This is a genomic window from Brevibacillus parabrevis (genome assembly GCF_022701015.1).
Taxonomy (GTDB): Bacteria; Bacillota; Bacilli; order Brevibacillales; family Brevibacillaceae; genus Brevibacillus; species Brevibacillus parabrevis.
Genome location: NZ_CP064090.1, coordinates 5,057,821 through 5,083,765, shown reverse-complemented (window position 1 = coordinate 5,083,765; position 25,945 = coordinate 5,057,821). Strand labels below are relative to the sequence as shown.

Here is a 25,945-nt window from a genome sequence, read left to right as displayed (position 1 = left end):
AGCTTGGCGGAGCCCAAGTTTTCGAAAAGGAGGAGCACGAATGGCGTTACAGGATGGGCTGCTTTCGTTTGCCATCAAGGAGACCATTTTCCTCTCATCCGATAGAGCCGGAATCGGCGAATTGCAAGAGCTGGAACTGGTGCCTGATGTCGAGGTTCTGGAAAACGATTCGTATGTCTCGATCACGGGTTGCTTGCAATTGGTAGGAAAATACGAGCCGATCAGGGAGGCCGCAGAAGCGAACAGCGGCGGAACGGAAACTCTGGTTGAGGCAGTAACTTTTCCGCCGTTTCGTCAGGAAGCGTCGGAAGAGGTGCAGTACGGCTGGGAGGAGCAAATCGGCCATCGCATCCCGTTGAACATTACGATTCCGTTGGACCGGATTGCGGAAATTGGCGACATTTACGCGATTGTAGACAGCTTTGATTACAAGCTGGAATCTCCGCATCAAATGCTGATTGATGCAGATTTGAAAATCATGGGGATTCTTTTGGGCGAACAACAGGCTGCCCAGCCAGCGTCAGCCGATCAGGAACCGGCTGCAGAGGAAGCGAGAGCCTGGGAATACGCCCATGCGACGGACGAATCGTATCAGGAGTACGCTTCACCTGCCTCTCTGGACGAAATCGAGGAAAAGCTGAGTGCGCTCGAAGCAGAACTGGAACGGCAGGCATTGCCAGCTTCTTATGACTCGACTGAATCGCCGTCCGTTTTCGACGCTCCCGCGATTGCCTACAGCGATCCTGAGGATATCCCGTCGCAATACGGGGAAGTGCAGGAACATTATGGCGAGGTGCAGGAGGTGGCGCAAAGTGAGCCGCAAAAAGCGTGGATGGCCGATCCTGCCGCTTACGAAACGCACGGTCAGGCTGAGGCTCAGTACGACTCCCCTGCGTACGATGCGCTTGCCTATCAGGATGTTCAGGCCCGCGAGCAGGAGAGAAAACAGCATGACGCGGATGAACCTGTGCTTGCCATCCACGAACAGAACGAGATTGATTACGCTCCGGTAGCGAGTGAGCCTGACGAGTCTGCCTACGATGCGAATGCCGTACAAGAAGTGCATGCCGACCTCGAGGAAGAGGAAGCAGAGCCAGTAATTGCGCAGCCAGAAGTGGTGGAAGAGACAGAGCTGAAAGTAGCCATTTCCGGCAAGGCTTCCCGCGAAGAGAAGGCCAATGTCAACATCACCACCATCTTTTCGCAAGCCAGTCGCGCCAAACAGGAAGCGCAAGCCAGCGAAGCGGAGTCCTCGTCCAGCACCTCCCGCCACGGCTCTTCAGTGGGGGCGAGTCCCGGGACGATGGAGGCGATGCATAATCTCACCTCGTTCGTGCGGCGCAAGGAAGAGAGCACAAGTCAGTTGAAGATGTGCATCATTCAGCGTGACGAGACGCTGGAGCATATTTCCCAGCGCTATTCGTTGCCAGTGTCCAAAATCGTGGAAGTGAACAGGCTCGCTTCCGAACAGGTTGTCGCGGGACAAATTTTGTACATCCCGCAATAAAGGAGTGGGGGACCGTGGATAAGATCGATCTCTCCGAAGTTTGCCAGCATTATCGGGCGCGCGTGATTCGAATCACGCCGCTCGATGACTGCTATTTACTGGAGACTAACCGGGGCCCCAAGGAACTCCACGTCTGGCCGCGTGTGGATGTGATGCGCTGGTCGTTTGCCTGGCGCGAGCGATTGGCTCGTCAGGGGTTTCGCGTAGTGGAAAGGTTCATACGTACGCGAGAGACCAAGCCGTTTCTGGTTGTAGGCAAGCGTGGCGTCACCATGACCGACCACGCCCGGCACATCGAAGCGTGCGAGCCTGGGACGGAATGGGCTTACAGGTGTGGCCGAGTCATTGGCATGATGCACTTGTCTCAGCAGGAAAGTCCCATCTTGTCGGGGATCGATTACTTGAAGCAAGAGCAAATCGGTGCAGATGCCAAATGGACGAAGGCCAAGGCGTTCGCAGAAGCGTTTCGGAACAAGCACGGACGCGAGCCGGGAGAAAAAAGATGGGTAGCAGAGTTGATGCAGCCGATGCTTCAGCGAATGGAGCGCTCTTCGGCCATGCTCACTCATCCGAGTATTACGCCGGAAACCGTCAGTGTGTCGCATCGGGAGCTGCTGCGGGACAATTGGGGCATGGTGAAAGGCGAGCTGTACCTGAGGGGCTTTTTCCGGCCAGCCTTGTCCGTTCAGCAAAGAGACGTGGCGAGTTTTCTGCGGGATCATTACTTGACGCATAAAGATCTGGGGCAAATTGACGCTTTTCTCGACGGATACGAGGAGGTCAAGCCGCTCACCTACGGAGATTACACCGTCATGCTCGCTTTTATGGCTCGTCCTCGCGAAGTGTACAAAAGCATGGAAGCCTACACCAGACGGATTGCGAACAGGGAAGAAGCATCGGTAAAAGCGATCGAGCAGGCGCTGCGCATTCAAGAGTCGGTAGACCAGTTGCTTCAGCACATTGCGTACCGGGCTGAGCAGACGAGGAGGGAGGGAGTAGATGAGCCGATATGACGATGTTTATCCGTTGTTTCAAGAGTACGATATGTACGCGCAGAGCATCGATCTTCTAAAAGAACCAAACGTATTCAAGGCGACGACTCCCTACGGCTCTTACGTCTGCAAGCGGGCGAACGTGTCTGCCAAGCGGCTCGTTTTCGTAAGCGACATGCTGCGCCAGCTGCAGCAGCGAGGCTGGGATGGAGCGGTTCCTTTTACGTATACGAAATTCGATGACCCGTTTATTGTGCTGGGGGATGCGGTGTACTATGTGACGCCCTGGCAGCCGGGGAGCGAGGAGTGGACAGAGCAGCCGCTGGCGTGGGCAACTCCAGCCATCGAGCGGCTGGCCGAGCTTCATCATCTGACGCAAAACTATCGCTTCGACGATCCGCGACAGGTAGAGCCGCTGATCGACTCGCTGCTGAATCGCTGGCAGTATTGGCAAGGCCAGATGGAAAAGGCGGCGGAAGTGGCGGGAGGGCGGCAGTATCCTTCTCCGTTCGACCTCGTCTTTTTGGCAAACAAAGCGTTTGTGACGGAGATGAGCCAGACAGCCACCGACCTTTTGACCGACTGGAAAGAACGGCATGAGACACATGCGCATTTTCGCCTGTCGCTGATTCACGGCTATCCGCACCCCGCGCATATCGTGCCGGATCGCTCGGGGAAGGGAAAGCTGCTCAATTTTGATCGAGCCAGCTTTGACACGCCTGTGCGCGACCTCACCCTGTTTTACCGGACGTATTTCCAACTGGCGGGGGATGAAGCAGGCGCCTCCCAGCTGTACCATCGCTACGCAGCCATTTTTCCCTTGCGACCGGAAGAAATCGAGCTGTTGGCAGCGTTCCTGTCGTACCCGGAACGAATCATGAGGGACATCGACGTCTATTACCACAATCGCAAAGATTGGAGTGAGCTGTACGCGGTGAAGCGCCTGGAAAAAGATATGGACCGTCTGATGCGGTTGCACCGTTGGGTCCAGCAAGCTTTTTGACGAGCAACGTCTCACAAAGGTGGGGCGTTGCTTTTTGCATTTACAGCCACTCCAGCACGATCGCCACGTACAAAAGGGCGAGCAGGCCGAGAAGGATCACGTCAAACGAGGTGGGAAACAGGACGGTGCGGATGAACTGAAAAATCATCAAGGGAATCAACACTTGCTTGCATCCATATTTGATTCGCAGGTAGGTAGGGTTGTACTTCCAGCGAAAATTCATCATCGTTATCACCTCATTTCAGCATATGCGAGGTGGGCTGGGTCAGTGCCTAGATTTCCGCAGCGAAAAAACGAGATTTCTTTCTTGTTTACGTATATTTGAACATATGGGTTTGAGAATGGGAGGAAACGGGAACGTATAGGGCAGGAAGGCTAGGACGAACGTGTAAAGGTGAGCGAATGATCTGGAAAATAGCACTCTACTTGTCAGGGATAGGTATAGGTGTGTATTTGATTTTCTTATCGTGCGGCTTGCAGCGGCAACCGCATAGATGGTTTGACATTTCTTTTTTGCAAGGGATCGGACTGATTGCCTGGGGACTTGGCAGTTTGCTCGTTCTTGCTTTCGCCTGGATCGGTCACGGGCTAGGGGTGCCGTTTTGTTCAGGGACTTATCTGGCGGGCATCGTTTCCTTGCTCTTTTTGCTTTTGACGCACAGACCGCTGCGCGCGAAAACGCAAATCAAGGGTGCCCAGCTTTTAATGGACTGGCAAATGAGCACAAGGCAGCACACAGGCATCGTGCAGGTGATTCTTCTGGTCATCACTGCTTCCTTGCTTGCGCTGCCGGAAATGCCGTTTTATGCTAAAGTAGGATTGGCTATAGCTGTTGGCTATACGAGCGTTCGGACATACTTAAACAATAGGGACAACCAGCATCTCATGTCGGAGACGCTATCGTCGGTCAGCTCTCTGGAATCGAGGCTTACCCAGCAGCTCGCCCATACGGAGTGGATGAACAATCAGCTGTCTCTCGTTGAGGAACTCAAGCAAAATTACGAGGAATTGCTGATTGCGAGCAACAAAATCAGCGTGAGCGACGTCCATTACGATAGCATTCACCGCATAACGACTGAGCTTGTAGATGTCTGGTTTCATCAAATCAAAACACTTGCTTACATTGGCATCAGTTGGGAGTCCGAGCACGGGGATGTTTATTTTCACATGGAGCGGGGCAGACGCGACGACCATGGCGCTGCGCACTTCGTCGAGGAGCGGATTGTCGTCTCGGAGCAGTGGGACACCGCCAAGACACCCCGCTATGTCAGGCTGTTGGCTCAGACTGTATGCAACGAGTACGATATGGAAACAAAAGAGCTGGAGCAATCGTTTTTCCAGCTGCTGCTCGTGACCGTGCGGGGATTGATCTTGCGCTGCCTGCATGAGCACCAGTCGTCAGAGCTGAAAGAGCTTGAGCTGGAGATGGGCTTGGCTCGCAGAATCCAGTCCATGCTGATTCCGAAAGAGGAATGGCGGGTGGACGGATTGCGCGCCAGAACCGTTTTTGTTCCGGTCACTTACGTAGGCGGAGATTACATTGATTTTGTCCCGATTGATGAACGCTACACTTGTTTTATTGTAGCGGACGTATCCGGGCACGGTCTGCCTGCGAGCATTTGGGCGACAGGCATTCGCATTGCCGTAAGGGCGGTGCTGCAAAACAACGCGTCGCCGGACGACATTTTGCAGCGGTTGAATCAGCTGCTGTATACTGATTTGGCCAAAACGCGCTCGTACATTACCATGCTGGTCGCCGTCTACGACTCTGTCCAGCACAAAATTTTGCTTGCCAGGGCAGGCCATCCGCAGCCGCTCTATTTGTCGGCGACGAAAAAAGCGGTTCTGCGCTGCAACGGGGGCGTAGGACTAGGGCTTTTGGCGGATAGCACCTATCAGCTTGAGGAAGTACCCTTGAAAGAAGAGGGTATACTACTACTATACACAGATGGATTATTGGATACGGGAAGAAAAGATGTGCTGCGAAGCTCTCACGGTTTGCTCGAAGAACTTGCTGTTCTTTTGGACGAGCACGAGCCGGGCAGTGAAGAGACGATTGAGCGTGTGGAATCGTACCTGTGGGCGATGATGCGCCAAGGCCAGCAAACCGATGACATATCCGTTTTGATTTTGCAGTTTCAGTCCGGCTCTTCTGCTGGACATAGAGGAAAGGAAACTCCTGTACTGTTGGGAGTACCCGAGCTGAAGCGCCCGTGAATAGGAGGATGAACGGTGATTCTGTGTGAACAGTGTCCGGACAATCCCTCTTGTCGCAACTGTCTTCTGGAGCTCCGTTCTGGCGGGTCCGCCCAAAAAGTGTTGCCGCCGCGCAAGGTAAAAGTGACGGAGCTTGCGACAATGGAAACAAGTCAAGCGCAATTGATAGCAGTCAGCCGGACAGCTATCGGCCTGCTTAGTCCGTCCAAACAATTGCATGGACGCATGGAGGTCGAGCTCGCTTTCGATTTTCGCATTATCGGCAGCGGGCTGCAGGGAATCAACGGTGTTCCTTACTATGTCGTTGATATCGAGAAGGTTTTGCGCAAAGAAGAAGTTCTGGAGCGATTGCTTCTGGAAGAATTTCACACCTGGCATTTGCGTGGCGAATTGGACCCTACAGACGTATTAACTAATTGGAAAGATCGCGACGACGAGCGAGGACGGCTGATTAAACAGGAGCTGCAAAAGCTGTCGATCCTGCGGCAAATCGAATCGATCTTCCTCTACCTTTTTGATGACGGAAACATCCGCCCGCTTGGATCGAGTCGGGCAGATCCGGATGTCGAGACACAGATGCAGCGTCTGATCAACGAAGCGGCTGTTCGTGGCGCAGGCGAATCGCTGCGGGAGCAGATCGTCAGCGGCGACGGGAAAAAAGTATTCGAGATGTATGTTTCCGATCTCCCGGACCGTACCTGTGGGATTGCCCTGATCGATGTCACGGCAGCTATCGCGGAAGAACGGATGAGAAAGCGGCGCGAATGGGAGATTTACCGCGATATTTTAGGGGTGGTTACCGCCGGAAAGCTGCTGCTGCTAAGCGACGAAGAGCTGTTTTTTTTGCTGCGGGAGGGCCGGAAATCGCTGGCGATGGACATCAAGGAGCCAGGCGATCTGGCTTTGCTCAGGCGAGCGTTCAAGCGTGCTCTTGAGCCGTTGGGGCTTGTTGCCAACCGATTGCTGCAATTTTTGGTGGCGGTTAACGAAGCGGCTTCGAATACACTCAAGCATGGAAGCGGTGGAACGATTACTTTGTACATAGCAAACGATCTGGGACTTTGCCGGGTTGTCATTCACGACCAGGGGCAGGGGATTTTGCTGGAGGACTTGCCGCGAGCGACGCTGCAGCAAGGATTTTCGACGCGAAATTCCCTCGGTGCGGGCTTTCATGTCATGCTGCAATACTGCGATCGTATTTATTTGAGCAGCACAGCACAAGGGACCAAGCTTATTTTGGAGAGTGCGTTGCCAAGCTGATGAACATTGGGGAAAATACCAAATGTTTGCAAGTGGAGTGAACCGGGTAACATGAGAGAGAGAAAAGAATCAGGTGTACCGATACCTATTGAGAGGAGTTTGAGCATGGACTACCGAGCAACAGAGACGAACGGACAGGCGACGCTGTTTTTCGCTGGAGAGCTGGACATGGCGGTGGGAGATCGAGTGGGTGAACTGCTCCAGCAATACGGAGGGCGAAACCATTCCGTGACTGTCGATTTTCATGGTGTATCCTTTGTAGATTCTTCCGGTATTGGCAGTCTGTATTTCACAACGAAAGAATTGCTTGCCTCTGGCAAACAGGTAGAGATTGTCAATGTCCGGGAAGAAATTTTGGACATTTTAAGTGTACTGGGCTTTACCGAGGCGCTGGGCATTACGGTCGGAAAAGTAGGCGAAACCGGGTTTGACGCCAAACAGCGTGATTGTATATAATAAGCAAAGGCAATGATCCCACAACTACATATCGTATCAATGATGATCGGGAAGAGTAGGTCAGGAGCCCTTTTACAGAGAGGAGAATCAGTTGCTGGAAGATTCTCTAAGGAGACAATGGACTGAAGGTCGCCCGGGAGTTGTTTTTGGTGAACACGATGTGTCTAGCCGAAAGCGGTTCGCAGCCGTTATCTTGTTTGAGGGAACTTGCGATGGGCAGTTTTGCCTGTCGTCTGTTAACAAAGGTGGTACCGCGAAATGAAATCCTTTCGTCCTTTGGATGAAGGGTTTTTTTATTTTTTCTAGAGGAGGACCTAACTATGTCAAATCAGCCAACAACCGACATCGACCAATTGCTGCCGAAGAACTACGACCCGAAGGCAGCAGAGAGCAAATGGTATCCGTACTGGATCGAAAAGCAGTTTTTCAAGGCGGAACGCGACCCGGCGAAGCGTCCGTTCACAATCGTCATCCCGCCTCCGAACGTAACAGGCAAGCTGCATTTGGGCCACGCGCTTGATACGACGCTTCAAGATATCATCACGCGCGCCAAACGGATGCAAGGGTACAGCACGCTGTTCTTGCCAGGGATGGACCACGCAGGGATCGCCACACAAGCCCGTGTAGAAGCGACTTTGCGCGAAGAAGGAATCTCCCGCCACGACCTCGGCCGTGACAAGTTCATCGAAAAAGTATGGGAATGGAAGCATATTTACGCTTCGCACATTCGCGAGCAGTGGGAAAAGCTCGGTCTTGCCCTGGATTACTCCCGCGAGCGTTTCACGATGGATGAAGGCTTGTCCAAAGCGGTGCGCGAAGTATTCGTCCGCCTGTACGAAAAAGGGCTGATCTACCGCGGCAACCGCATCATCAACTGGGACCCGGCTGCCCGTACGGCTCTGTCCGATATCGAAGTTATTTACAAAGAAGTAAAAGGCGCGCTTCACCACATGCGTTATCCGCTGGCTGACGGTACTGGCTACATCGAAGTAGCAACTACCCGTCCGGAAACGATGCTCGGTGATACGGCAGTCGCTGTCCATCCGGAAGACGAGCGCTACAAGCATTTGATCGGAAAAATGGTCATTTTGCCGATTGTCGGCCGGGAAATCCCGATCGTAGCAGACACGTATGTCGATCCCGAGTTCGGTTCCGGCGCGGTAAAAATCACGCCTGCGCACGATCCGAACGACTTTGAACTGGGACTTCGCCATCAGTTGCCGCAAATCGTCGTCATGGACGAAACCGGAACGATGAACGAACAGGCAGGCATTTACAAAGGTCTGGACCGTTTTGCGTGCCGCAAGCAAATCATTAAAGATTTGACAGAGCAAGGCGTAATGTTCAAGGTAGAGGAGCACATTCACCAGGTAGGTCACAGTGAGCGCAGCGATGCTGTCGTGGAACCGTACCTGTCTACCCAGTGGTTTGTAAAAATGCAGCCATTGGCTGACCTGGCGCTTGCCAACTCCAACAGCGAAGAAAGCGTCAAGTTCGTTCCGGAGCGCTTCAAAACGAACTACTTGCGCTGGATCGAAAACATTCGCGACTGGTGCATTTCCCGCCAGCTCTGGTGGGGTCACCGCATTCCTGCCTGGTATTGCGCAGATTGCGGGGAAACCGTCGTATCTCGTGACGATGTAAGCGAATGTCCGAGCTGCCACAGCCACAAGCTGGAGCAAGACAACGACGTTCTCGATACGTGGTTCTCGTCTGGTCTGTGGCCGTTCTCCACGCTCGGCTGGCCGGAAGAATCCGAGGACATGAAGTATTTCTACCCGACCAATGTACTGGTTACCGGATATGACATCATTTTCTTCTGGGTAGCGCGCATGATGTTCTCCGGTCTTGAATTTACCGGAAAAAGTCCGTTTGAATCCGTGCTGATTCACGGCATTATCCGCGACTCCGAAGGCCGCAAAATGTCCAAGTCGCTCGGAAACGGTGTCGATCCGATGGAAGTGATCGAAAAATACGGCGCGGACGCTCTGCGTTTCACACTGGCAACAGGAAACTCGCCAGGGAACGACCAACGCTTTTACTGGGAAAAGGTGGAGGCAAACCGCAACTTCGCGAACAAGATTTGGAACGCCTCGCGTTTTGCCCTGATGAACTTGACCGGATTCACTTACGACGATATTGATCTCAGCGGCGAGCTGTCGACGCCAGACAAGTGGATTCTCTCCCGTCTGCAAGCGACGATCGCTGACGTGACGCGCCTGTCCGACGCATTTGAGTTTGGCGAAGCGGGCCGCGTGCTGTACAACTTCATCTGGGATGACCTGTGCGACTGGTACATCGAGATGGCGAAGCTGCCGCTCTACGGAAACGACGAAGCAGCGAAGAAAACGACCCAATCGGTACTCGTTACCGTGCTGGATCAAACACTCAAACTGCTGCACCCGTTCATGCCATTCATCACTGAGGAAATTTGGCAGGCGTTGCCGCACCAAGGCGAGAGCATTACCGTAGCTCCTTGGCCTGCGGTCAATGAGCAGTGGATTTTCGCTGAGGCAGAGGGCGAAATGAACTTGCTGATGGAAATTATCCGCAGCGTGCGCAACATCCGTGCGGAAGTAAACGTGCCGATGTCCAAGAAAATCGAGCTGATGATCAAGCCGAGCGATGCGATCTCGGCAGAGCGTCTGGCTCGCGGCGAGGAGTATATCGCGCGTTTCTGCAACCCGGAGACATTGACGATCAGTCAGGACCTGGCGACGCCGGAGAAGGCAATGTCTGCGGTTGTGACAGGAGCAGAGCTGTTCTTGCCGCTGGCTGGGCTGATTGACATCGAGCAGGAGCTGAAGCGTCTCGACAAAGAGGTGGCTACCTTGAACGGTGAAGTGGAGCGAATCGAGAAAAAGCTGAACAACGCTGGCTTCATGGCGAAAGCGCCGGAAAAAGTAGTGGAAGAGGAAAAGGCGAAGATGGCCGACTACATGGAGAAGCGCGATAAGGTCATTGCGCGACTTGCCGAACTGAAAGGCGAATGATCCGCCGTACCAACGCATATTTTTGAGAATGGAGCATTGTAGTATGCATGCAGAAGCATCATTTGTTGAATACAAAGAAGCGCTCGACTGGCTGCATGGACTGCTTCGCTTCGGCCAGCGGCCGGGGCTTGAGAGAATGCAGTGGGTACTTGAGCAACTGGGTCATCCGGAACGGAGAATCCCGTTTATTCATGTGGCAGGCACCAACGGAAAAGGCTCGACATGCGCATTCCTGACGCAAATGCTGATGGAGGCGGGTTACAGTGTCGGGACGTTCACTTCGCCGTATTTGCTAGATTTCCGCGAGCGCATTCGCTACAACGGGAGCATGATCAGCGAGGCTGATCTGCTCTCGCTGGTGAATGAAGTGAAAGTCTTGAGCGAGCGCTGCGAGCAGGAGACGGATTTTGGCTCGCCTACCGAATTTGAAGTCATTACGCTGATCGCCATTCTCTATTTTTCGAGAGTGGCGAGACCAGCTGTCGTCGTATGGGAAACAGGGCTTGGGGGTCGGCTCGATTCGACCAATGTCGTCCTGCCGCTCGTTTCTGTCATCACGAATATCGGCATGGATCATACACAAGTTTTGGGCGATACGCTGCAGGACATCGCCCGTGAAAAAGCTGGCATCATCAAGCCGGGCGTGCCTGTTATCACTGGCGAGACACGAGAGGAAATTCTCGCTGTGTTCAAGGAGCGGGCTCGCGAGACGCGAAGCACGCTGTACAGCCTGCACGAGCATTTTTTTGCCGAACAGGTAGAAGAAGAGCTGGGACAGCAGCGTTTCCGCTACGGCAGCATCCATCGGCGCGATGAATCTATCTATCGTTTGACGATGAACGGCATTCACCAGACGACGAATGCAGCGATTGCTCTGATGACCATTGATGTCTTGCGCAACTATTTTTCGTTCTTGCTGGAAGAAGAAGAAATATCGCGTGGCTTGCAACAAACACGCTGGCCTGGTCGTCTAGAAGTCGTCTCGCCAAGACCGCTTGTGATCTTGGACGGGGCGCACAATCAGGAGGGAATGGAAGCGCTGGTCAAAAGTCTGGAGCGGCTTTTGCCGAACGATGCGGGTCTGCACCTGCTCTTTTCCGGCTTGGCTGATAAACCGCTATCCGAGATGGCGAAAGCACTCGCTCCCCTCAAGGAGCGAATCCAATCCTTATACGTAACGGAATTTGACTTTCCGCGTGCAGCAGATGCAAGCACGCTGCGCGAGGCGTTTTTGCAAGGTGGATGGGCAGAGGAAAACCTCGAAGCCGTCCCGGACTGGCAAACGTTTCTCCTTTCTTGGATGCGGGAGAAGCAATCAGCGAAAGCGGATGACTGGCTGGTCGTCTGCGGTTCGCTCTACTTCATCGCCCAAGTGCGCGCATTCTTTCCCACTACAGTAGAAGAGGCAGGTGAATAGGGTGGATCAGGCTAGGCACGTCCACTTTGTGGGCATCGGCGGATATGGCATGAGTGCCATTGCCCGCGTCTTGATCGACCTTGGATACAAGGTAACCGGCTCCGATGTCGCCATGAACGATTTGGCGAAGAAGCTGGAAGCGAGAGGGGCGGTCGTTCATATTGGCCACAATGCTGCCCATGTAGAGGGAGCAGACAGTATTGTTTACTCTACCAGCATATCCCCGGACAATCCGGAGGTAGTCGCTGCGGAAGCGCTGGGGATTCCGGTCATGCACCGCTCCCAAATGCTTGCCCAGATTTTAAATGAACGAACAGGCGTAGCTGTTGCAGGCGCGCACGGGAAAACGACTACGACGTCCATGATTTCGCATGTACTGGAAGAGTGCGGCGTCGATCCGACCTTTATTATCGGCGGCGAGCTGATGAACGCAGGCACGAATGCCAAGGCTGGCACGAGTGATTTTGTCATTGCGGAAGCGGATGAAAGCGACGGTTCTTTTCTGGAATATCGACCAATGTACGAGATTGTGACCAGCATCGAACCGGATCACCTGGAGCACTTCGGTGGCGATTTCAACAATTTGAAAAAGGCGTACGTCCAGTTTTTGAGCCATCTCAAGCCGGGCGGCAAAGCCATTTTGTGCATCGACGACGCGCATGTGCGCGAGGTGCTGCCTTCCGTTGCAGGTACAGTGGTAACGTATGCAATTGATCCGTCGTTTGCAACGCAAGCCGAGTTTCGTGCCGAGGCAATCGAGTGCGGAGATCGCTGCAGCACATGCCAGGTGTACCACCAGGAAAAGCTGCTCGGCACGCTCTCGCTTACCGTACCGGGCAAACACAATATCGCCAATGCGCTCGCTGCCATCATCGTCTGCCTGGACGCCGGGCTTTCGTTTGAGCAGATCGCAGGAGCTTTGACATCTTTTCGCGGGGCGAAGCGGCGGTTCCAGATCATCGGGGAAGCGCGCGACATTTTGGTAGTCGATGACTATGCGCACCATCCGACAGAGATCATCGCGACACTGAATGGGGCGAAAGCATCCGGCCGTCGAGTCATTGCGGTGTTCCAGCCGCAGCGCTACACGCGAACGTACTTCCTCATGGATGAGTTCAGTCGCGCTTTTGCCCAGGCTGATGAAGTAATCGTCACAGACATCTACTCTCCGGCCGGAGAAGCCAAAATCGAAGGGGTAACTTCCGAGGTGCTCGTCCAAAAAATCAGGACCAACAGCCACCCGCGCGCGCAATACATTCCGACCAAGGAACAGATGCAGGAAAAACTGTTCAAGGAATTGCAAGCAGGTGACCTGGTGCTGACCATGGGAGCGGGAGATATTTGGAAGTCTGCCTACTGGTTGGCGGAAAAGCTGGAAAAATAAGAAGCATACGCAGTGAAAGACCTGGTTTCGCAAAGAGCCAGGTCTTTTTTTTGTGGACAAAAACATAAAAATTAGTACCAGATAATAATATCTAGTGTTATGATGTGGTTATAATAAACCGAGGTGATGATTCGATATGATGAACACAAGTGTTGTACCATCCCGTCTCACAGCGATTGGAACTTATGTGCCAAGCCGTGTGCTTCGCAATGCCGATCTGGAAAAAATGGTCGAGACTTCGGACGAGTGGATTTTGCAGCGCACCGGAATACATGAGCGGCGAATGGCGGCAGACGATGAATTTACGAGCGACTTGGCGATCGCCGCTGTGCAAAATATGGCGGACACCTATCAAAAAGAGCTGACGGACGTCGATCTGATTCTGGTTGCGACCAGCACCCCGGACTATCCGTTCCCCAGCGTCGCGAGCCAAATCCAGGCTCATTTTGGCATCGCACAGACGGGGGCCATGGATCTTGCCGCTACGTGCGCAGGCTTTACTTATGCACTGCACACAGCGAATGCCATGATCAGCTCCGGACTGCATCGCAAAGTGCTGGTAGTAGCTGCCGAAACATTGACCAAAGTGACGGATTACACTGACCGGACGACTTGCATCCTGTTTGGCGACGGTGCAGGCGCTGTCCTCGTGGAGGCGGACGAGGAGGCTCCCGGTTTTCATGCAGCTTATTTAGGCTCCAAAGGAGATGGCGGAATCCACGTGTACCGCTCCGGGCTGTCGACAAACATGGATGGCAAACAACTGACGGGCGGGGGCTGCATCGTCCAAAACGGCAGGGAAGTGTACAAGTGGGCAGTCACGACAGTGCCAGTCGGCATGCAAGCCGTCGTTGACCGCGCGGGAATCACGCTGGACGAGGTGGACTGGTTCATTCCGCACAGCGCCAATCTGCGCATGATCGAATCGATTTGCGAGCGCAGCGGCTTTCCGATCGAGAAAACGTTGTACAGTCTGTCCTATTACGGCAATACATCGGCGGCTACCATTCCGCTGGCGCTCGGGCTTGGCATTCAGGAGGGCAAGGTAAAGGCGGGAGACAAAATTTTGCTGTACGGATTTGGCGGAGGGCTTGTCCACGCCGGGCTGTTGCTGACCTGGGACCCGAAAAAGGCGTAACTGCCGAGCAGCTTTTCCGCTTTTTGGAAAGAGCTAGATTTTAAACTGCTAGAGAATTTGCTAGATTTGCTAGATCATAGTCATAACCCGTCCCGCCCAGACGTAAGCTAGTACAAAGAGCCTGCAAGCTGGGAGGGCATGAGCGTGAACGGAGAAAAGAAAAATCATGTAACCGTCAAGATGAATGGAAGGTTTTGGGACGAAAAACGCGAGACACAAAAGCAGGAAGCAAGCGCAAAACGTACGCCAAAAGACGACACGCCGCGTGTGAAAATTCAGGGTCCAACCGTGATTCCGCCACAGAAAAAGGAAAACGACGCCTGGGAACGAATGATGCAGCTCAGAGGCGCAGCCCAGCGGGAGACGAGCAGGGATGTGACGCCAATTGCAGTCGAGTCATCGGAAGAGATCCCGTGGCAGGAAGAGGTTACAGAAACAACAGAAACATACGGCAGCTACAGTCACACGCCTGCCAAACGGCTCCTGTCGTTCTGGCCTAAGGCACCGATCTGGCGCACGGCTTTGACGACGGGCGGGGCTGTCGCAATCGGACTTCTTTTCGGATTTTTGGTGCTGAACATTTTTTCGCAGGAACAATTTTCGCAATCGTATGGAAGTGTGTTGAGCGATACCGTGCAAACGTTGACGGCCCAAGACACCGAAAGCGATTCGAGCGGGGAGCAGAAGCCGCCTGCTTCGTCTGAGGAGGCAGGTGCAAAAACGTCTGGCGAGAATGCGCCTGCTGGCGAACAGCGCGATGTTTCGTTACAGGTGCCGCAAATCAGCATGTTCGTCGCACAGGCAGGTGTCTTCCAACCGGACGCCTCCAAGCAATCCGCAGTGGAGCCGCTGGCCAAGGCGGGGATTCCGCACCTGCTGTACAAAGATACAGACGGAGGCAAACAGTATATGTTCGCTGCTGCTGCCCCCACCAGAGACGCCGTACTGGGCTTTGCCAGCAGTTTGAAAAACAAAGGAATGGATGTATACGTCAAAGAATTTGCGTTTCCCGCTTTTCAGGGAGCAGTCCCGGTAAGCAAATCTGCTGCTGATGCAGAAGGGCAGAAAGTGCAGGCGTTTTTTGACAACGGCGTGAAGCTCGCCAAGACGCTTTCGGCGCAATCGGGAATGATCATTACGTCGGGACAGCTGTCTGCCACTCCGCAGGAAACAGCCGATTTGAAAGAGTGGCATCGCCAATTTTTGGAGGACAGCCGACTGATTCAGGTGCAGACTGCGTGGAAGCCGCTTTTTGAAGGAATGGTAAACGGGATCAATCAGGCACTGGCAGCCCGCGACAAGATGGCGGAAGCGAGTGCGGGAAAAAAAGGAGAAAGCGCCGAATCGTATGCGTGGCAAGTGCAGGCGGGCGTGCTCGGTTATTTGGAAAACTACGCGAGTTGGGTGCAATTGGCGCGTTGAGAGAAACGATGAGGTGGCGATCAGGCTTTCGCAAGATTTCTTGCAGGAGGCCTTTTCTTTTTATACAGTAACTACCAAGAGCAATCAGGGATTGTTTCACCCCTTCCCATTTGCTAAACTTATGGTTGGCAAAAAGAGAATCCCTTCTAAAAAGGGAGTTGGGAAAAGGAATGGGGAAAGAAACGCTTACACTCGTGTTTCTACTGGTAAGTGGTCTACTGTTTGGCAGCATCGTCGGGGAAATTCTCGGTCCCTGGGTGCCTTTTTTGACCAAAAGCAAGATGATCACATGGTCACCTGCGGCAGATTTAGAAATTTTGAAGTACGACCTGAACTTTCAGGTAAAACTAAATCTAGCCAGTATCGGGGGACTTGCCCTCGCGTTTTGGATACATCGACGGATAAAGTAGGTTGAAAAATGACGACGAAAAAACAGGATACTCTCATTCTTGCTTCATCATCGCCTCGCCGCAGAGAGCTGTTGCAGGCGTTGGGGATTCCGTTTACGGTAATGACGAGCGATGTCGACGAGACGACTGCGCCAGGCTTGTCGCCAAAAGAAGTAGTGGAAGAACTGTCTCTGCGCAAGGCAAATGCAGTGGCCGATCGCTTGACAGAAGGCGTCGTTCTCGGGTCCGACACGATTGTCGTCCTGGATGGACAAATACTGGGCAAGCCAGAAGACGAAGCGGACGCGTTTCGCATGCTGTCCATGCTTCAGGGGCGAGAACATACCGTTTACAGCGGAGTGGCCCTGATTGACGCAGCGATTGGACGCTCTGAGGTGGCGCATAGCCATACCCAAGTGAAGATTCGCCCGTTGAGCGAAGCAGAGATCAAGTCGTACATTGCAACGAAGGAGCCGATGGACAAGGCAGGCTCCTATGCGATTCAAGGAATCGGAGCCACGATTGTGGAGGGGATCACCGGAGATTACTTTACGGTAGTCGGATTGCCGCTGTGCTTGACCTCCAATCTGCTTGCGCGTTTCGGGATGTCCATTTTGTAAAGTTGTTTCGCTTTATTGAAAAGTGACAACGGCCAACCGCCCCATGACCTTCATCAGAGCCAGCCGTTGACGAATTTGAAAGAGGCTGGAGGCGGCGAAAAATGGCAGCAAATACCTGTAACAAAACAGACGTCAAAAACGTCCCTTACTATGACCGTCCACGTGAACGACTGCTTCGCGAAGGAGCGGTCCATCTGTCTGATACAGAACTTCTTGCCATTTTGCTGAGGACAGGCAGCGAGCGGGAGACAGCCTATCAGTTGGCGCAGCGATTGTTAGCCAAATTTGGTGACTTGCGTGGATTGGCGCAAGCCTCTCACGCTGAGCTGAGAGAACTGAAGGGGATCGGCCAGGTAAAAGCGGTTGAACTGCATGCCGCTTTTGAACTCGGACGCCGCTTGGTGGGCATACCGCGGATAAGCCGTGCCTCCATCCGTTTGCCGCGCGATGTAGCTGACCTGATGTCGCCTGAGCTTGCTCATCTGACACAGGAGCACTTTGTCTGCCTCTTTCTAAATACGAAGAACCACGTGATTGGCAAGCAGACTATTTTTGTAGGCAGTCTGGACGCTTCCATCGTACACCCTAGAGAAGTCTTTAAAGAAGCGATCCGTCGTAGCAGCGCATCGGTGATTTGCCTACATAACCATCCGAGTGGAGATCCGACACCTAGCAGGGAAGATATCGCGATTACGCACACATTGCGTGAAGCGGGCGAACTGGTAGGGATTTCATTGTTGGATCATGTGATTATCGGGGATGGCAGGTACGTCAGCTTAAAAGAGCAAGGGTACTTGTAGGAGTTAATAATGCTTGTCATTTGTATATTATTGGAAGGAGTTTTTTTATGTTTGGTGGATTTACACGTGACTTGGGGATTGACCTCGGCACTGCCAATACACTTGTTTTCGTCAAGGGAAAAGGAATTGTCGTGCGTGAACCTTCTGTAGTAGCGATTCGCACGAACAACAATTCTATTGAAGCGGTGGGAAATGCGGCCAAAAGCATGATCGGCCGTACACCTGGAAACATCGTGGCTGTTCGTCCGATGAAGGACGGAGTGATCGCAGATTTTGACACGACAGCAACGATGATGCGTTATTTCATTAATCAGGCTCAAAAAAACCAGGGCCTGTTCAGCCGTCGCCCGAATGTAATGGTTTGTGTGCCTTCTGGCATTACCGCTGTAGAGAAGCGCGCCGTTGAGGATGCGACGAAGCAGGCTGGTGCGCGCGAGGCTTACACGATTGAAGAACCGTTCGCAGCGGCTATCGGAGCTGATCTGCCTGTTTGGGAGCCTACCGGAAGCATGGTTGTCGACATCGGTGGGGGTACGACAGAAGTAGCGATCATTTCTTTGGGCGGAATTGTTACTTCCCGTTCCATCCGCGTGGCTGGAGATGAGATGGACGAGGCGATCATCCAGTACATCAAGCGTCGCTACAACCTGATGATCGGGGAGCGCACAGCAGAGACCTTGAAGCTGGAGATTGGCTCCGCCATCGCACCGGAAGAACCGGAGAACGTCGATATTCGCGGTCGCGACCTCGTAACAGGCTTGCCTAAGACGCTCTCTGTCAGCAGCACGGAAATTGCCGAAGCCCTGGCAGAGACAGTCGCAGCGATTATCGAAGCTGTGAAGGTGACTTTGGAGAAGAGCCCGCCGGAACTTGCGGCAGATATTATGGATCGCGGGATCGTGTTGACAGGTGGTGGCGCGCTTCTGCGCAACATGGATCGTCTGCTCAGCAAGGAAACAGGTATGCCCGTGCACGTTGCGGAAAATGCGCTGGATTGCGTAGCGATCGGAACAGGTCGGGCATTGGAAAATATCCACCTGTTCAAATCGAAACAAGGCATCACCTCTTCCCGACAAAAACGGGGTAAATAAACGGAGGTTTCGGGCATGTCGTTTTTCGGGAATAAGCGGCTAATTATTGTACTTGTAGGCTTGGTCCTCTTAATCTCCGTCGTTGGCTTCACTTCTCGTGAACGGGATAACCTGACATGGCCAGAAATGTTTTTCAAAGATACGTTCAGCGTGGTGCAGGGCTTGTTTTATCGCCCTGCCCAAGCTGTTTCTGGCTTTTTTCAGGAAATTGAAGAAGCGTACAGTGTATATGAGGAAAATAAGGCATTGAAGGCGGGACTGGATCATTATGCCCGTTTGACAGCAGAGTTGCACGATCTCAAAGCGCAGAATGAACGGCTGCGCAAAGACCTGGAAGCGAAAAATACGCTGAAATCTTCGTATAATCTCCTGTTTGCGGAAGTCGTGGCTCGCAATCCCGATACGTGGAACAACGTGATTACGATCGATCTGGGGCTGAAGAGCGGCATTAAAAAAGATATGGCGGTCATTACGGCAAAAGGGATGATCGGGCGTGTACAAAGTGTTGCCAACTTTTCCGCTACGGTTGAACTGTTGACAAGCTATGAGCGGCGCGATCACATTTCAGCCGATATTCAAGCCACGCAGGTTGTGGACGGCAAAACGATTTATGAGCCTATCAGCGGCGTCATCGAGGAATACGACCCGCAGGAGCGCTTGCTCGTCATGCGCAAAATTCCTTGGGGCAAAAAAATCGAACCGAAGCAACAAGTCATCACCTCCGGGCGCGGGGGAGTCGTTCCGCGGAATTTGCCGCTTGGCTATATTGTTCGGATCGTCCCGGATGACTACGGGCTGACTCAAACGGCTTACATACAGCCAAGCGCAGATTTTTCGCAATTGAGCGAAGTGATGGTGGTAGAGCGTGACTTTACCATTTCCCCAAACGGAGAGCTGATTCCGAAGCAGCCAACTGGAGAGGCGCCTGCGACAGGAGGAAAAACGGCAACGCCCAATTCGACGGGAACACCTTCCACTGGAACTGGCGGAGGTGGACAGTAGATGGCGAGGTTTTTATTGACACTGGGTGTCGTGGTCTTGTTTGTTCTGGAAGGGACAGTCATGCAGGTCCTCTCACCTGATCTATGGGGACTGTCATGGATGACAGTCCCTCGCTTCGCGCTCGTATGCTGTATTTTCATTTCCATGTATCTCGGCAGACGGGAAGGGCTGTACTACGGGTTGGCATTCGGATTTTTGCAGGATGTTTTGTTTGGACAAGTCATCGGCATTTATACGATGTCGATGATGGTTGCCAGCTATTTTGCCGGCTTGATTGTCTTGCTGTTCCAAAGGGGCATCGGAATGGTGTTCGTGACAAGCTTTTTGATTTTGTTTGGACACGAGTGGCTCTTGTACTCTCTGTACCGTCTGTTCTCGGTCGCTCCTTACGATGTGCAGTGGATTCTCACTCATCAAATTTTGCCAAGTGTATTGTTGAATCTCGTTTTTGGCCTGATTGTGTACGTGCCGATCAAGAACGGATGCAACAAGGTACTCGCCAAAAAGGAAATGCACATGGACTGAAATGGAGACGGGGAATTTCCCGGAAAGGAGAGGATCACTCGTGGAAGAAACCAAAGAACCCAAATCGCACATACCCGTGCGTCTTAATATTTTGTTTCTGATCGTCTTCCTGTTTTTTGCTGCGATCATTTTGCGGCTCGCTTTCGTCCAACTGGTTGAAGGGGAGCAGTATCGGCATGAACTGGAAAAATTCAGTATCCGCGAGTTGCCAATCCCTGCTCCGCGCGGACGAATCATGGACAAAAACGGCGAGGTGCTCGTATCCAACAAGCCTGTTTACACTGTTCAATACGTCGAGGAGCAAGGACAAGACATTGATGAAGAAAAAGTCGCTGACCGACTCGCGAAAATCCTGATTCCTGATATCGGAAAAACGGGAACGGACAAAGAGTTGCTCAAAAAGACGATCGACTTGGGCTCCACTTTGCCGATTGCTTTTAACAATGAGGAAACAAACGCGTTGAAAAGCAGAGTAGCTGCCAAGCTGCAAGCTGTTCCCAAGCAGGAAGCGGTGGACAGCATGTCCGATTTCGAGCTGGTGAAGACGGCTCTGTATGTAGGGTTGCGCGTACGTTCGCCATTTGATGACAAGCAGCGAAAAGACGTGATCAAAAAGCTCAATGCCAACAACAAGAGCGCAGAGAAAGCCTTGACGGAAGACAACGTTTCCGATTTTGAGCTGCTGAAGATGGCGATCAGCGCCAACATGCAGCTGACGCTCACGTTGGACAAGGAAGATCGCGATGCCCTCAGCAAGGAAGTGAAGGCGCAAATTCGCAAACTGCCTGCCCCCAACGGACTGTCTGACAAATCCGACATGGAGCTGTTGCGTTACGCCTCGCTGTTTGAACTGGATGTACAACTTCCGCTCAAACCGGAGCAGCGGCAATTTCAATGGCACAAGCTCTCACTCTTGCAGGAGATGCGCTCGCCGCAGATGGCGAGCTATATCCCGCGGCGTGTGAAGGTAAACATCACAGACAATGAGATGTTTCAAATCGAAGAACGCCGTACAGAGCTGCCTGGGATTAGCGTTGTGCTGGAGCCTGTCCGGCAAATTTTCCGGGACCCGGATGGCTCTGCCTTCGGAACGCACTTTCTCGGCTACATCAACGCGATTCGCCCCGAGAGCCTGAAAGAGTATCAGGCGCAAGGCTACAATGCGATTGACCGCGTTGGTGTCACCGGACTGGAAAGCTCCTATGAGAGATATTTGCGCGGCAAGGACGGCGTCATGGATGTCTTCGTAAACAAAAACTCGGAGACGGTGAAAAAGGAAATGCGGCCGGGAAGAGAGCCGGAGCCGGGCAACGACCTCGTGCTCGCGATGGACTGGCGCTACCAGAGCAAGGTGGAAGCGATCCTGAAAGAAGAGGTAGAGGCGTTTAAAAAGCGGCCTACTACACCAAAAGAGTTCAAGGATGCGCACGTTTTGGTAATGAATCCGAATACGGGCGAGATTTTGGCGATGGCCAGCTACCCGGATTACGATTTGAACCTGTACTACGATCGCAAGGCGTTCAACGAAAACTACACCTCGCTCATTTTGCCGAACGAGTCCAACCGGTTCATTTATACACCGTACCCTCCTGCCTCTACTTACAAGCCGTTGTCAGTCATGATCGCGTTGCAGGAAGGGCTGACGACGCCAAGCGAACCGATTAATGACCGTGGGGGCTTGAATGTCGGTACTTCTTACAAGCGCAACTGGAAGGCTGGCGGACACGGTATCGTCAACGCGCGCCGCGCTTTGCAAGTTTCGAACAATACGTACATGTACGAAATGGCGATCCGCTTGGCGAGAAAAGGTAAAGAAGGCTGGGAGAAACAATTTTCCGTGCTGGATTACTACAATGCCCAGTTCGGACTTGGCGTCAAAACAGGCATTGACCTGCCGGGCGAGAAGACAGGCTGGGAAAACCCGAACCTGTACTACGGGAACTTGGCTGACGCGATGATCGGTCAGTACGATTTGTTTACACCGATACAGATCGGGCAATATGTCTCGACGATTGCCAATGGCGGGTACCGGGTTCGTCCGCACCTGGTCAAGGAAATACGCAAAGGCACAACCGATCCGAAGCAAAAAGGACAGACGCTTGCACAAATTGAGCCGCAAGTTTTGAATCGGGTCAACATCGATCCCAAGTACATCCAGGTTGTAAAAGAAGGGATGCGCATGGTTACGCAGCCAGGCGGTACGGTTCAGCGTTTTAACGGCTTGCCGTTTGCCGTGGCGGCGAAATCGGGTACAGCGCAGACCGGAAAAAGTGCGGAAAACGCGCTGGTTGTAGGCTTTGCGCCGTATGAGAAGCCTCAGCTCGTGTTTGTCGTCGTCGCACCAAACAGTTTGCGGGACGGGACATCCAGTTCGGATGCGACTGGTCCGATCGCGCGCCGTTTGCTGGAAGCTTACAATGAATTGAATCCGGGAGTTTTGACAAACGGAGTACCGATTCCAAATCCGCCCTCCTCTAAATAAATAACGGGACGAGACCTTCGCCCAGCAGCATTTGACCCGATTCGGCAAATTTTTCATGCAGAGCAGGAGAAATCTTTCTGTATGGCGAATGGTATCGGTCGAGGTGAAACCGGGTGACGACTGTGAAAAGCAAGGTCACAATCAAAGGGACTAAAGAAGGTCTCGTCTTCTTTATGGATGATGCCTGTTCCTTCGACGAACTGCTGGCCGATGTGCGTGAAAAAATAGAGCATAGCCACCAACAGATATTGTCGGGGCCACTGATACGGGTATCCATAAAATTGGGGAAACGTTACTGCACTCCTGAACAACAGGAGCAGTTGACACAAATTATCCGGCAAAAAGGAAACCTGGTGATTCACACGATCGAAGCCGACGTGATCACACGGGAGGAAGCTTTTGCTGAACGCCTAAAAACCCATTTTTCCATACAGGTAAACACCGTTCGCTCTGGTCAAGTATTGGAGTTTGACGGAGATTTGCTTTTATTGGGGGATGTCAATCCCGGGGGAACGGTTCGCAGTACAGGAAGCATTTATGTGCTAGGTCATCTGCGTGGTTACGCCCATGCAGGTATTTCCGGCGATGCACAGGTGATTATAGCGGCTGCGGTCATGAGTCCTACCCAGTTGCGGATTGCCGATGTGATCAGCAAGCCTGGAGAAGAATGGACGAATCATTCCGGAGGGACAGAGTTTGCCTATCTGGACAATGAGACCATGCTCGTAGCAAAAATGAACTACTTGTCGCGAATACGCCCGGATCTTGGCGCGAACAAGCGTGAGGGTTGAGGGAAAGAGGAGGAACGGACGTGGGTATTGGAATAGTCGTAACTTCAGGAAAAGGCGGCGTGGGCAAGACGACCACATCCGCGAATTTGGGAACAGCACTTGCATTGCTGGGCCAAAAGGTGTGCATGGTAGATACTGATATCGGTTTGCGCAATCTCGACGTGGTCATGGGTCTTGAGAACCGGATCATCTACGATCTGGTGGACGTGGCAGAAGGCGCTTGCCGACTTCCGCAAGCGCTGATCAAGGACAAGCGCTTCGAGAACCTTTCCCTGCTGCCTGCTGCCCAGACAAAGGACAAATCGGCAGTCTCGCCTGAGCAGATGGAGGAAATCATCACGCAGCTCAAGCGTGAATTTGATTACGTGATTATCGACTGCCCGGCAGGCATCGAGCAAGGTTTCCGCAACGCAGTAGCGGGAGCCGATCAGGCCATCGTCGTGACGACTCCAGAAAAGGCGGCTGTCCGTGACGCGGACCGCATTATCGGCCTTTTGGAGCGGGAAAAAGTGGGGATGCCAAAGCTCGTCATCAATCGCGTGCGCTCTCACATGGTAAAAAACGGCGACATGCTTGACGTGGAAGATATTTTGGATTTGCTTGCCATTGACTTGATCGGTGTCGTGCCTGATGATGATCATGTCATCAAATCGGCCAATCAGGGCGAGCCTGCTGTCATGAATCATGAATCGCGTGCGTCGATCGCGTATCGCAATGTGGCGCGCCGCTTGCTCGGAGAAGCCGTTCCTCTGCAACCGCTGGAGGAAAAGGCTGGGGTCTTCACGAAAATGCGCAAATTTTTTGGGTTAAAATAGGGTATACTTGGCTCCCCTTCTGTTAAAGAGGGGAGTCACGTTTTCTAGGAGGAAAAACATGGACCTGGAAAAACGACATTTAAAATCGATTGACTGGACCATTATCTTGATTTTGGCCGGGCTTGGCATCTTCAGTTACTTGGGCATTTCCGGATCAGCTGCCGGATTGGACACGGCCCATCGACAGGTGATGTGGTACGTCATCGGATTTATCGTGCTCGGAGGGGTATTGCTTTTTGACTATCGGCTCTTTCACAACTTCTCCTACGTCTTGTACACGTTGGGGCTGATTTTGCTGATCGGAGTCTTTAAGACAACGCCGATCAACAACACGACGAGCTGGTATAACTTGGGGCCTGTGTTGTTCCAGCCTTCAGAACCGATGAAGCTGTTTACGATTTTGACGGTCGCCCGCTTCATGTCCAAACGGGCGGAGGACCCGGATCGTTTTTACTATTTTTACAAGCTGATTCCGGTAGCGGCTCTCGTAGGCGTTCCTTTGCTTTTGATTTTGGTGCAGCCTGACCTGGGAACAGCGATGGTCTTTACAGGGATGCTTGCTACCATGCTGATCGTCGGTGGAATCCGGATGAAGCATGTATTGTACTTGGGCGGCATTATCGGCAGCTTTTTTGCGGCGATGACGCTTTTGTACGAGTACAAGCAAGATGTTTTTTTCAAGATCATCAAGCCGTACCAGTGGGATCGCGTCGTCTTTTGGATGGACCCCGATCTGGACCCGATGGGAAAAGGCTTTCAGTTGAAGCAGGCACTGATCTCGATTGGTTCGGGCCAACTGTTCGGAAAAGGTATTAACACGCCGACACAGGCGAGCTTTGGCTGGGTGCCTGTCGGGGAAAGCGATTTTATTTTCACGGTCATTGCCGAAAAGCTCGGCTTCATGGGCGCAGGGCTGTTGATGATTTTGTTCTTCGCCTTGATTTACCGCATGATTCGCATCGCGATGGAAGCGAAAGATCCGTTCGGCTCCTACGTGGTGGCGGGCGTGGTGGGGATGCTCACCTTCCAGATTTTTGAGAATATCGGCATGACGATCCAGTTGATGCCGATTACAGGGATTCCGTTGCCCTTTATCAGTTACGGGGGGAGCTCGTTGATCACCAACTTTTTGATCATCGGGGTTGTCCTCAATATTGGCATGCGCAAGGATAAGTTGCGATTTGACTAAATGCGTGACAAATCGGAAAGTATATGATAAAATCATCCTAAGTTAACCATTTTTACAAGTTATAGTGGTTTGGATGATTGGTTATGGAGTCGTACGGTTGTGAGAGACGTCACCATTGGTCAATCGCAATTTGTCCGACTTTTTTCCTTGACGCAAAAGGCTTATCTGTAAAAAAGGGGTTAACGCTACACTCTTTCGCCTCATGGGGCGTAATGTTCAGGGAGGTTTTGTTTCATGCAACAAGGTATCGTAAAATGGTTTAACGCAGAAAAAGGATACGGTTTCATCCAAGTTGAAGGTGGAGACGACGTATTCGTTCACTACAGCGCGATCCAGTCTGAAGGTTTCAAATCTCTGGACGAAGGTCAAAAAGTTGAGTTCGAAATCGTTCAAGGTAGCCGTGGACCACAAGCTGCTAGCGTAACTAAACTGTAAACTTCGACAGATTCAGA

The 25,945-nt window shown here is 52.6% G+C and carries 23 protein-coding genes and 1 other annotated feature; of the genes, 22 read left to right on the top strand and 1 reads right to left on the bottom strand.

Translation table 11 applies throughout. The features are described from left to right. The first annotated feature begins 40 nt into the window (after positions 1-40). Genes IRJ17_RS23425 through IRJ17_RS23415 form a run of 3 tightly spaced genes read left to right on the top strand, consistent with a single transcriptional unit; the run spans position 41 to position 3,502 of the window. Entirely contained in the window at positions 41-1,507 is a 1,467-nt protein-coding gene (locus IRJ17_RS23425) for a LysM peptidoglycan-binding domain-containing protein (RefSeq protein WP_173597478.1), read from the top strand. A 14-nt stretch (positions 1,508-1,521) separates the two neighbouring features. Further along, complete coding sequence (locus tag IRJ17_RS23420) at positions 1,522-2,520, top strand: phosphotransferase (protein ID WP_122964245.1); 999 nt, start codon at positions 1,522-1,524, stop codon at positions 2,518-2,520. Further along, the gene (locus IRJ17_RS23415) at positions 2,507-3,502 is read left to right on the top strand and encodes a protein kinase family protein (RefSeq protein WP_122964244.1); all 996 of its coding nucleotides are present in this window, start codon (positions 2,507-2,509) and stop codon (positions 3,500-3,502) included. The genes IRJ17_RS23420 and IRJ17_RS23415 overlap by 14 nt, the downstream gene beginning before the upstream one ends. 40 nt (positions 3,503-3,542) lie before the next feature. On the opposite strand, the gene IRJ17_RS23410 is transcribed toward IRJ17_RS23415, so the two are convergent. Beyond that, a complete protein-coding gene (locus IRJ17_RS23410) occupies positions 3,543-3,728 on the bottom strand; it encodes a hypothetical protein (protein ID WP_063230156.1) in 186 nt (61 codons plus the stop codon). Positions 3,729-3,904: 176 nt separating this feature from the next. On the opposite strand from IRJ17_RS23410, the gene IRJ17_RS23405 reads away from it, so the two are divergent. The 19 genes from IRJ17_RS23405 (at position 3,905) to IRJ17_RS23315 (ending at position 25,928) form a co-directional block, all read left to right on the top strand. Next, on the top strand, positions 3,905-5,719 hold the full coding sequence (locus IRJ17_RS23405) for a PP2C family protein-serine/threonine phosphatase (RefSeq protein WP_242772029.1): 1,815 nt from the start codon (positions 3,905-3,907) through the stop codon (positions 5,717-5,719). Positions 5,720-5,734: 15 nt separating this feature from the next. Next, positions 5,735-6,979 (top strand): ATP-binding protein, encoded by a 1,245-nt coding sequence (locus tag IRJ17_RS23400; RefSeq protein ID WP_122964243.1) that lies wholly within the window; start codon positions 5,735-5,737, stop codon positions 6,977-6,979. 105 nt (positions 6,980-7,084) lie between these two features. Beyond that, positions 7,085-7,435 (top strand): STAS domain-containing protein, encoded by a 351-nt coding sequence (locus tag IRJ17_RS23395; protein WP_063230159.1) that lies wholly within the window; start codon positions 7,085-7,087, stop codon positions 7,433-7,435. Positions 7,436-7,468: 33 nt separating this feature from the next. Then, positions 7,469-7,715 (top strand) — a binding site (T-box leader). 40 nt (positions 7,716-7,755) lie between these two features. Then, positions 7,756-10,428 carry a valine--tRNA ligase gene (locus IRJ17_RS23390; RefSeq protein WP_173597477.1) on the top strand — a complete coding sequence of 891 codons (2,673 nt, stop codon included), beginning with the start codon at positions 7,756-7,758 and terminating at the stop codon, positions 10,426-10,428. 43 nt (positions 10,429-10,471) lie between these two features. After that, positions 10,472-11,845, top strand: coding sequence for a bifunctional folylpolyglutamate synthase/dihydrofolate synthase (locus IRJ17_RS23385; protein WP_173597476.1), 1,374 nt, complete (start codon positions 10,472-10,474; stop codon positions 11,843-11,845). Position 11,846: 1 nt separating this feature from the next. After that, on the top strand, positions 11,847-13,229 hold the full coding sequence (gene murC, locus IRJ17_RS23380; RefSeq protein ID WP_122964240.1) for a UDP-N-acetylmuramate--L-alanine ligase: 1,383 nt from the start codon (positions 11,847-11,849) through the stop codon (positions 13,227-13,229). 136 nt (positions 13,230-13,365) lie between these two features. Further along, positions 13,366-14,367 (top strand): ketoacyl-ACP synthase III, encoded by a 1,002-nt coding sequence (locus IRJ17_RS23375; RefSeq protein WP_242772027.1) that lies wholly within the window; start codon positions 13,366-13,368, stop codon positions 14,365-14,367. 144 nt (positions 14,368-14,511) lie between these two features. Next, a complete protein-coding gene (locus tag IRJ17_RS23370; protein ID WP_373926300.1) occupies positions 14,512-15,789 on the top strand; it encodes a hypothetical protein in 1,278 nt (425 codons plus the stop codon). A 170-nt stretch (positions 15,790-15,959) separates the two neighbouring features. Further along, complete coding sequence (locus IRJ17_RS28245) at positions 15,960-16,199, top strand: DUF4321 domain-containing protein (RefSeq protein WP_122964237.1); 240 nt, start codon at positions 15,960-15,962, stop codon at positions 16,197-16,199. Between the two features lie 8 nt (positions 16,200-16,207). After that, positions 16,208-16,798 carry a Maf family protein gene (locus tag IRJ17_RS23360; RefSeq protein ID WP_122964236.1) on the top strand — a complete coding sequence of 197 codons (591 nt, stop codon included), beginning with the start codon at positions 16,208-16,210 and terminating at the stop codon, positions 16,796-16,798. Positions 16,799-16,899: 101 nt separating this feature from the next. Further along, the gene (gene radC, locus IRJ17_RS23355) at positions 16,900-17,598 is read left to right on the top strand and encodes a RadC family protein (RefSeq protein WP_122964235.1); all 699 of its coding nucleotides are present in this window, start codon (positions 16,900-16,902) and stop codon (positions 17,596-17,598) included. A 47-nt stretch (positions 17,599-17,645) separates the two neighbouring features. Further along, positions 17,646-18,689, top strand: a complete 1,044-nt coding sequence (locus tag IRJ17_RS23350) for a rod shape-determining protein (protein WP_063230168.1) — start codon at positions 17,646-17,648, stop codon at positions 18,687-18,689. Positions 18,690-18,704: 15 nt separating this feature from the next. Beyond that, on the top strand, positions 18,705-19,691 hold the full coding sequence (gene mreC / locus IRJ17_RS23345; RefSeq protein WP_173597473.1) for a rod shape-determining protein MreC: 987 nt from the start codon (positions 18,705-18,707) through the stop codon (positions 19,689-19,691). Continuing rightward, positions 19,692-20,216, top strand: coding sequence for a rod shape-determining protein MreD (gene mreD, locus IRJ17_RS23340; protein WP_122964233.1), 525 nt, complete (start codon positions 19,692-19,694; stop codon positions 20,214-20,216). A gap of 40 nt (positions 20,217-20,256) precedes the next feature. Next, complete coding sequence (locus tag IRJ17_RS23335; protein ID WP_122964232.1) at positions 20,257-22,698, top strand: peptidoglycan D,D-transpeptidase FtsI family protein; 2,442 nt, start codon at positions 20,257-20,259, stop codon at positions 22,696-22,698. A gap of 113 nt (positions 22,699-22,811) precedes the next feature. Further along, a complete protein-coding gene (minC, locus tag IRJ17_RS23330) occupies positions 22,812-23,489 on the top strand; it encodes a septum site-determining protein MinC (RefSeq protein WP_122964231.1) in 678 nt (225 codons plus the stop codon). Positions 23,490-23,509: 20 nt separating this feature from the next. Next, complete coding sequence (gene minD, locus IRJ17_RS23325) at positions 23,510-24,304, top strand: septum site-determining protein MinD (protein ID WP_122964230.1); 795 nt, start codon at positions 23,510-23,512, stop codon at positions 24,302-24,304. A 58-nt stretch (positions 24,305-24,362) separates the two neighbouring features. Then, positions 24,363-25,493, top strand: coding sequence for an FtsW/RodA/SpoVE family cell cycle protein (locus IRJ17_RS23320; RefSeq protein ID WP_122964229.1), 1,131 nt, complete (start codon positions 24,363-24,365; stop codon positions 25,491-25,493). 234 nt (positions 25,494-25,727) lie between these two features. Then, entirely contained in the window at positions 25,728-25,928 is a 201-nt protein-coding gene (locus IRJ17_RS23315; RefSeq protein ID WP_005832370.1) for a cold-shock protein, read from the top strand. The last annotated feature ends 17 nt before the right edge of the window (positions 25,929-25,945 follow it).

Coding starts and splice junctions, on each gene's coding strand:
- IRJ17_RS23320 (WP_122964229.1), top strand. CDS start 24,363: ATGGACCTGGAAAAACGACATTTAAAATCGATTGACTGGACCATTATC.
- IRJ17_RS23415 (WP_122964244.1), top strand. CDS start 2,507: ATGAGCCGATATGACGATGTTTATCCGTTGTTTCAAGAGTACGATATG.
- mreC (WP_173597473.1), top strand. CDS start 18,705: ATGTCGTTTTTCGGGAATAAGCGGCTAATTATTGTACTTGTAGGCTTG.
- IRJ17_RS23395 (WP_063230159.1), top strand. CDS start 7,085: ATGGACTACCGAGCAACAGAGACGAACGGACAGGCGACGCTGTTTTTC.
- IRJ17_RS23410 (WP_063230156.1), bottom strand. CDS start 3,728: ATGATGAATTTTCGCTGGAAGTACAACCCTACCTACCTGCGAATCAAA.
- radC (WP_122964235.1), top strand. CDS start 16,900: ATGGCAGCAAATACCTGTAACAAAACAGACGTCAAAAACGTCCCTTAC.
- IRJ17_RS23385 (WP_173597476.1), top strand. CDS start 10,472: ATGCATGCAGAAGCATCATTTGTTGAATACAAAGAAGCGCTCGACTGG.
- IRJ17_RS23315 (WP_005832370.1), top strand. CDS start 25,728: ATGCAACAAGGTATCGTAAAATGGTTTAACGCAGAAAAAGGATACGGT.
- IRJ17_RS23390 (WP_173597477.1), top strand. CDS start 7,756: ATGTCAAATCAGCCAACAACCGACATCGACCAATTGCTGCCGAAGAAC.
- mreD (WP_122964233.1), top strand. CDS start 19,692: ATGGCGAGGTTTTTATTGACACTGGGTGTCGTGGTCTTGTTTGTTCTG.
- IRJ17_RS23360 (WP_122964236.1), top strand. CDS start 16,208: ATGACGACGAAAAAACAGGATACTCTCATTCTTGCTTCATCATCGCCT.
- IRJ17_RS23405 (WP_242772029.1), top strand. CDS start 3,905: ATGATCTGGAAAATAGCACTCTACTTGTCAGGGATAGGTATAGGTGTG.
- IRJ17_RS23425 (WP_173597478.1), top strand. CDS start 41: ATGGCGTTACAGGATGGGCTGCTTTCGTTTGCCATCAAGGAGACCATT.
- IRJ17_RS28245 (WP_122964237.1), top strand. CDS start 15,960: ATGGGGAAAGAAACGCTTACACTCGTGTTTCTACTGGTAAGTGGTCTA.
- IRJ17_RS23350 (WP_063230168.1), top strand. CDS start 17,646: ATGTTTGGTGGATTTACACGTGACTTGGGGATTGACCTCGGCACTGCC.
- IRJ17_RS23375 (WP_242772027.1), top strand. CDS start 13,366: ATGATGAACACAAGTGTTGTACCATCCCGTCTCACAGCGATTGGAACT.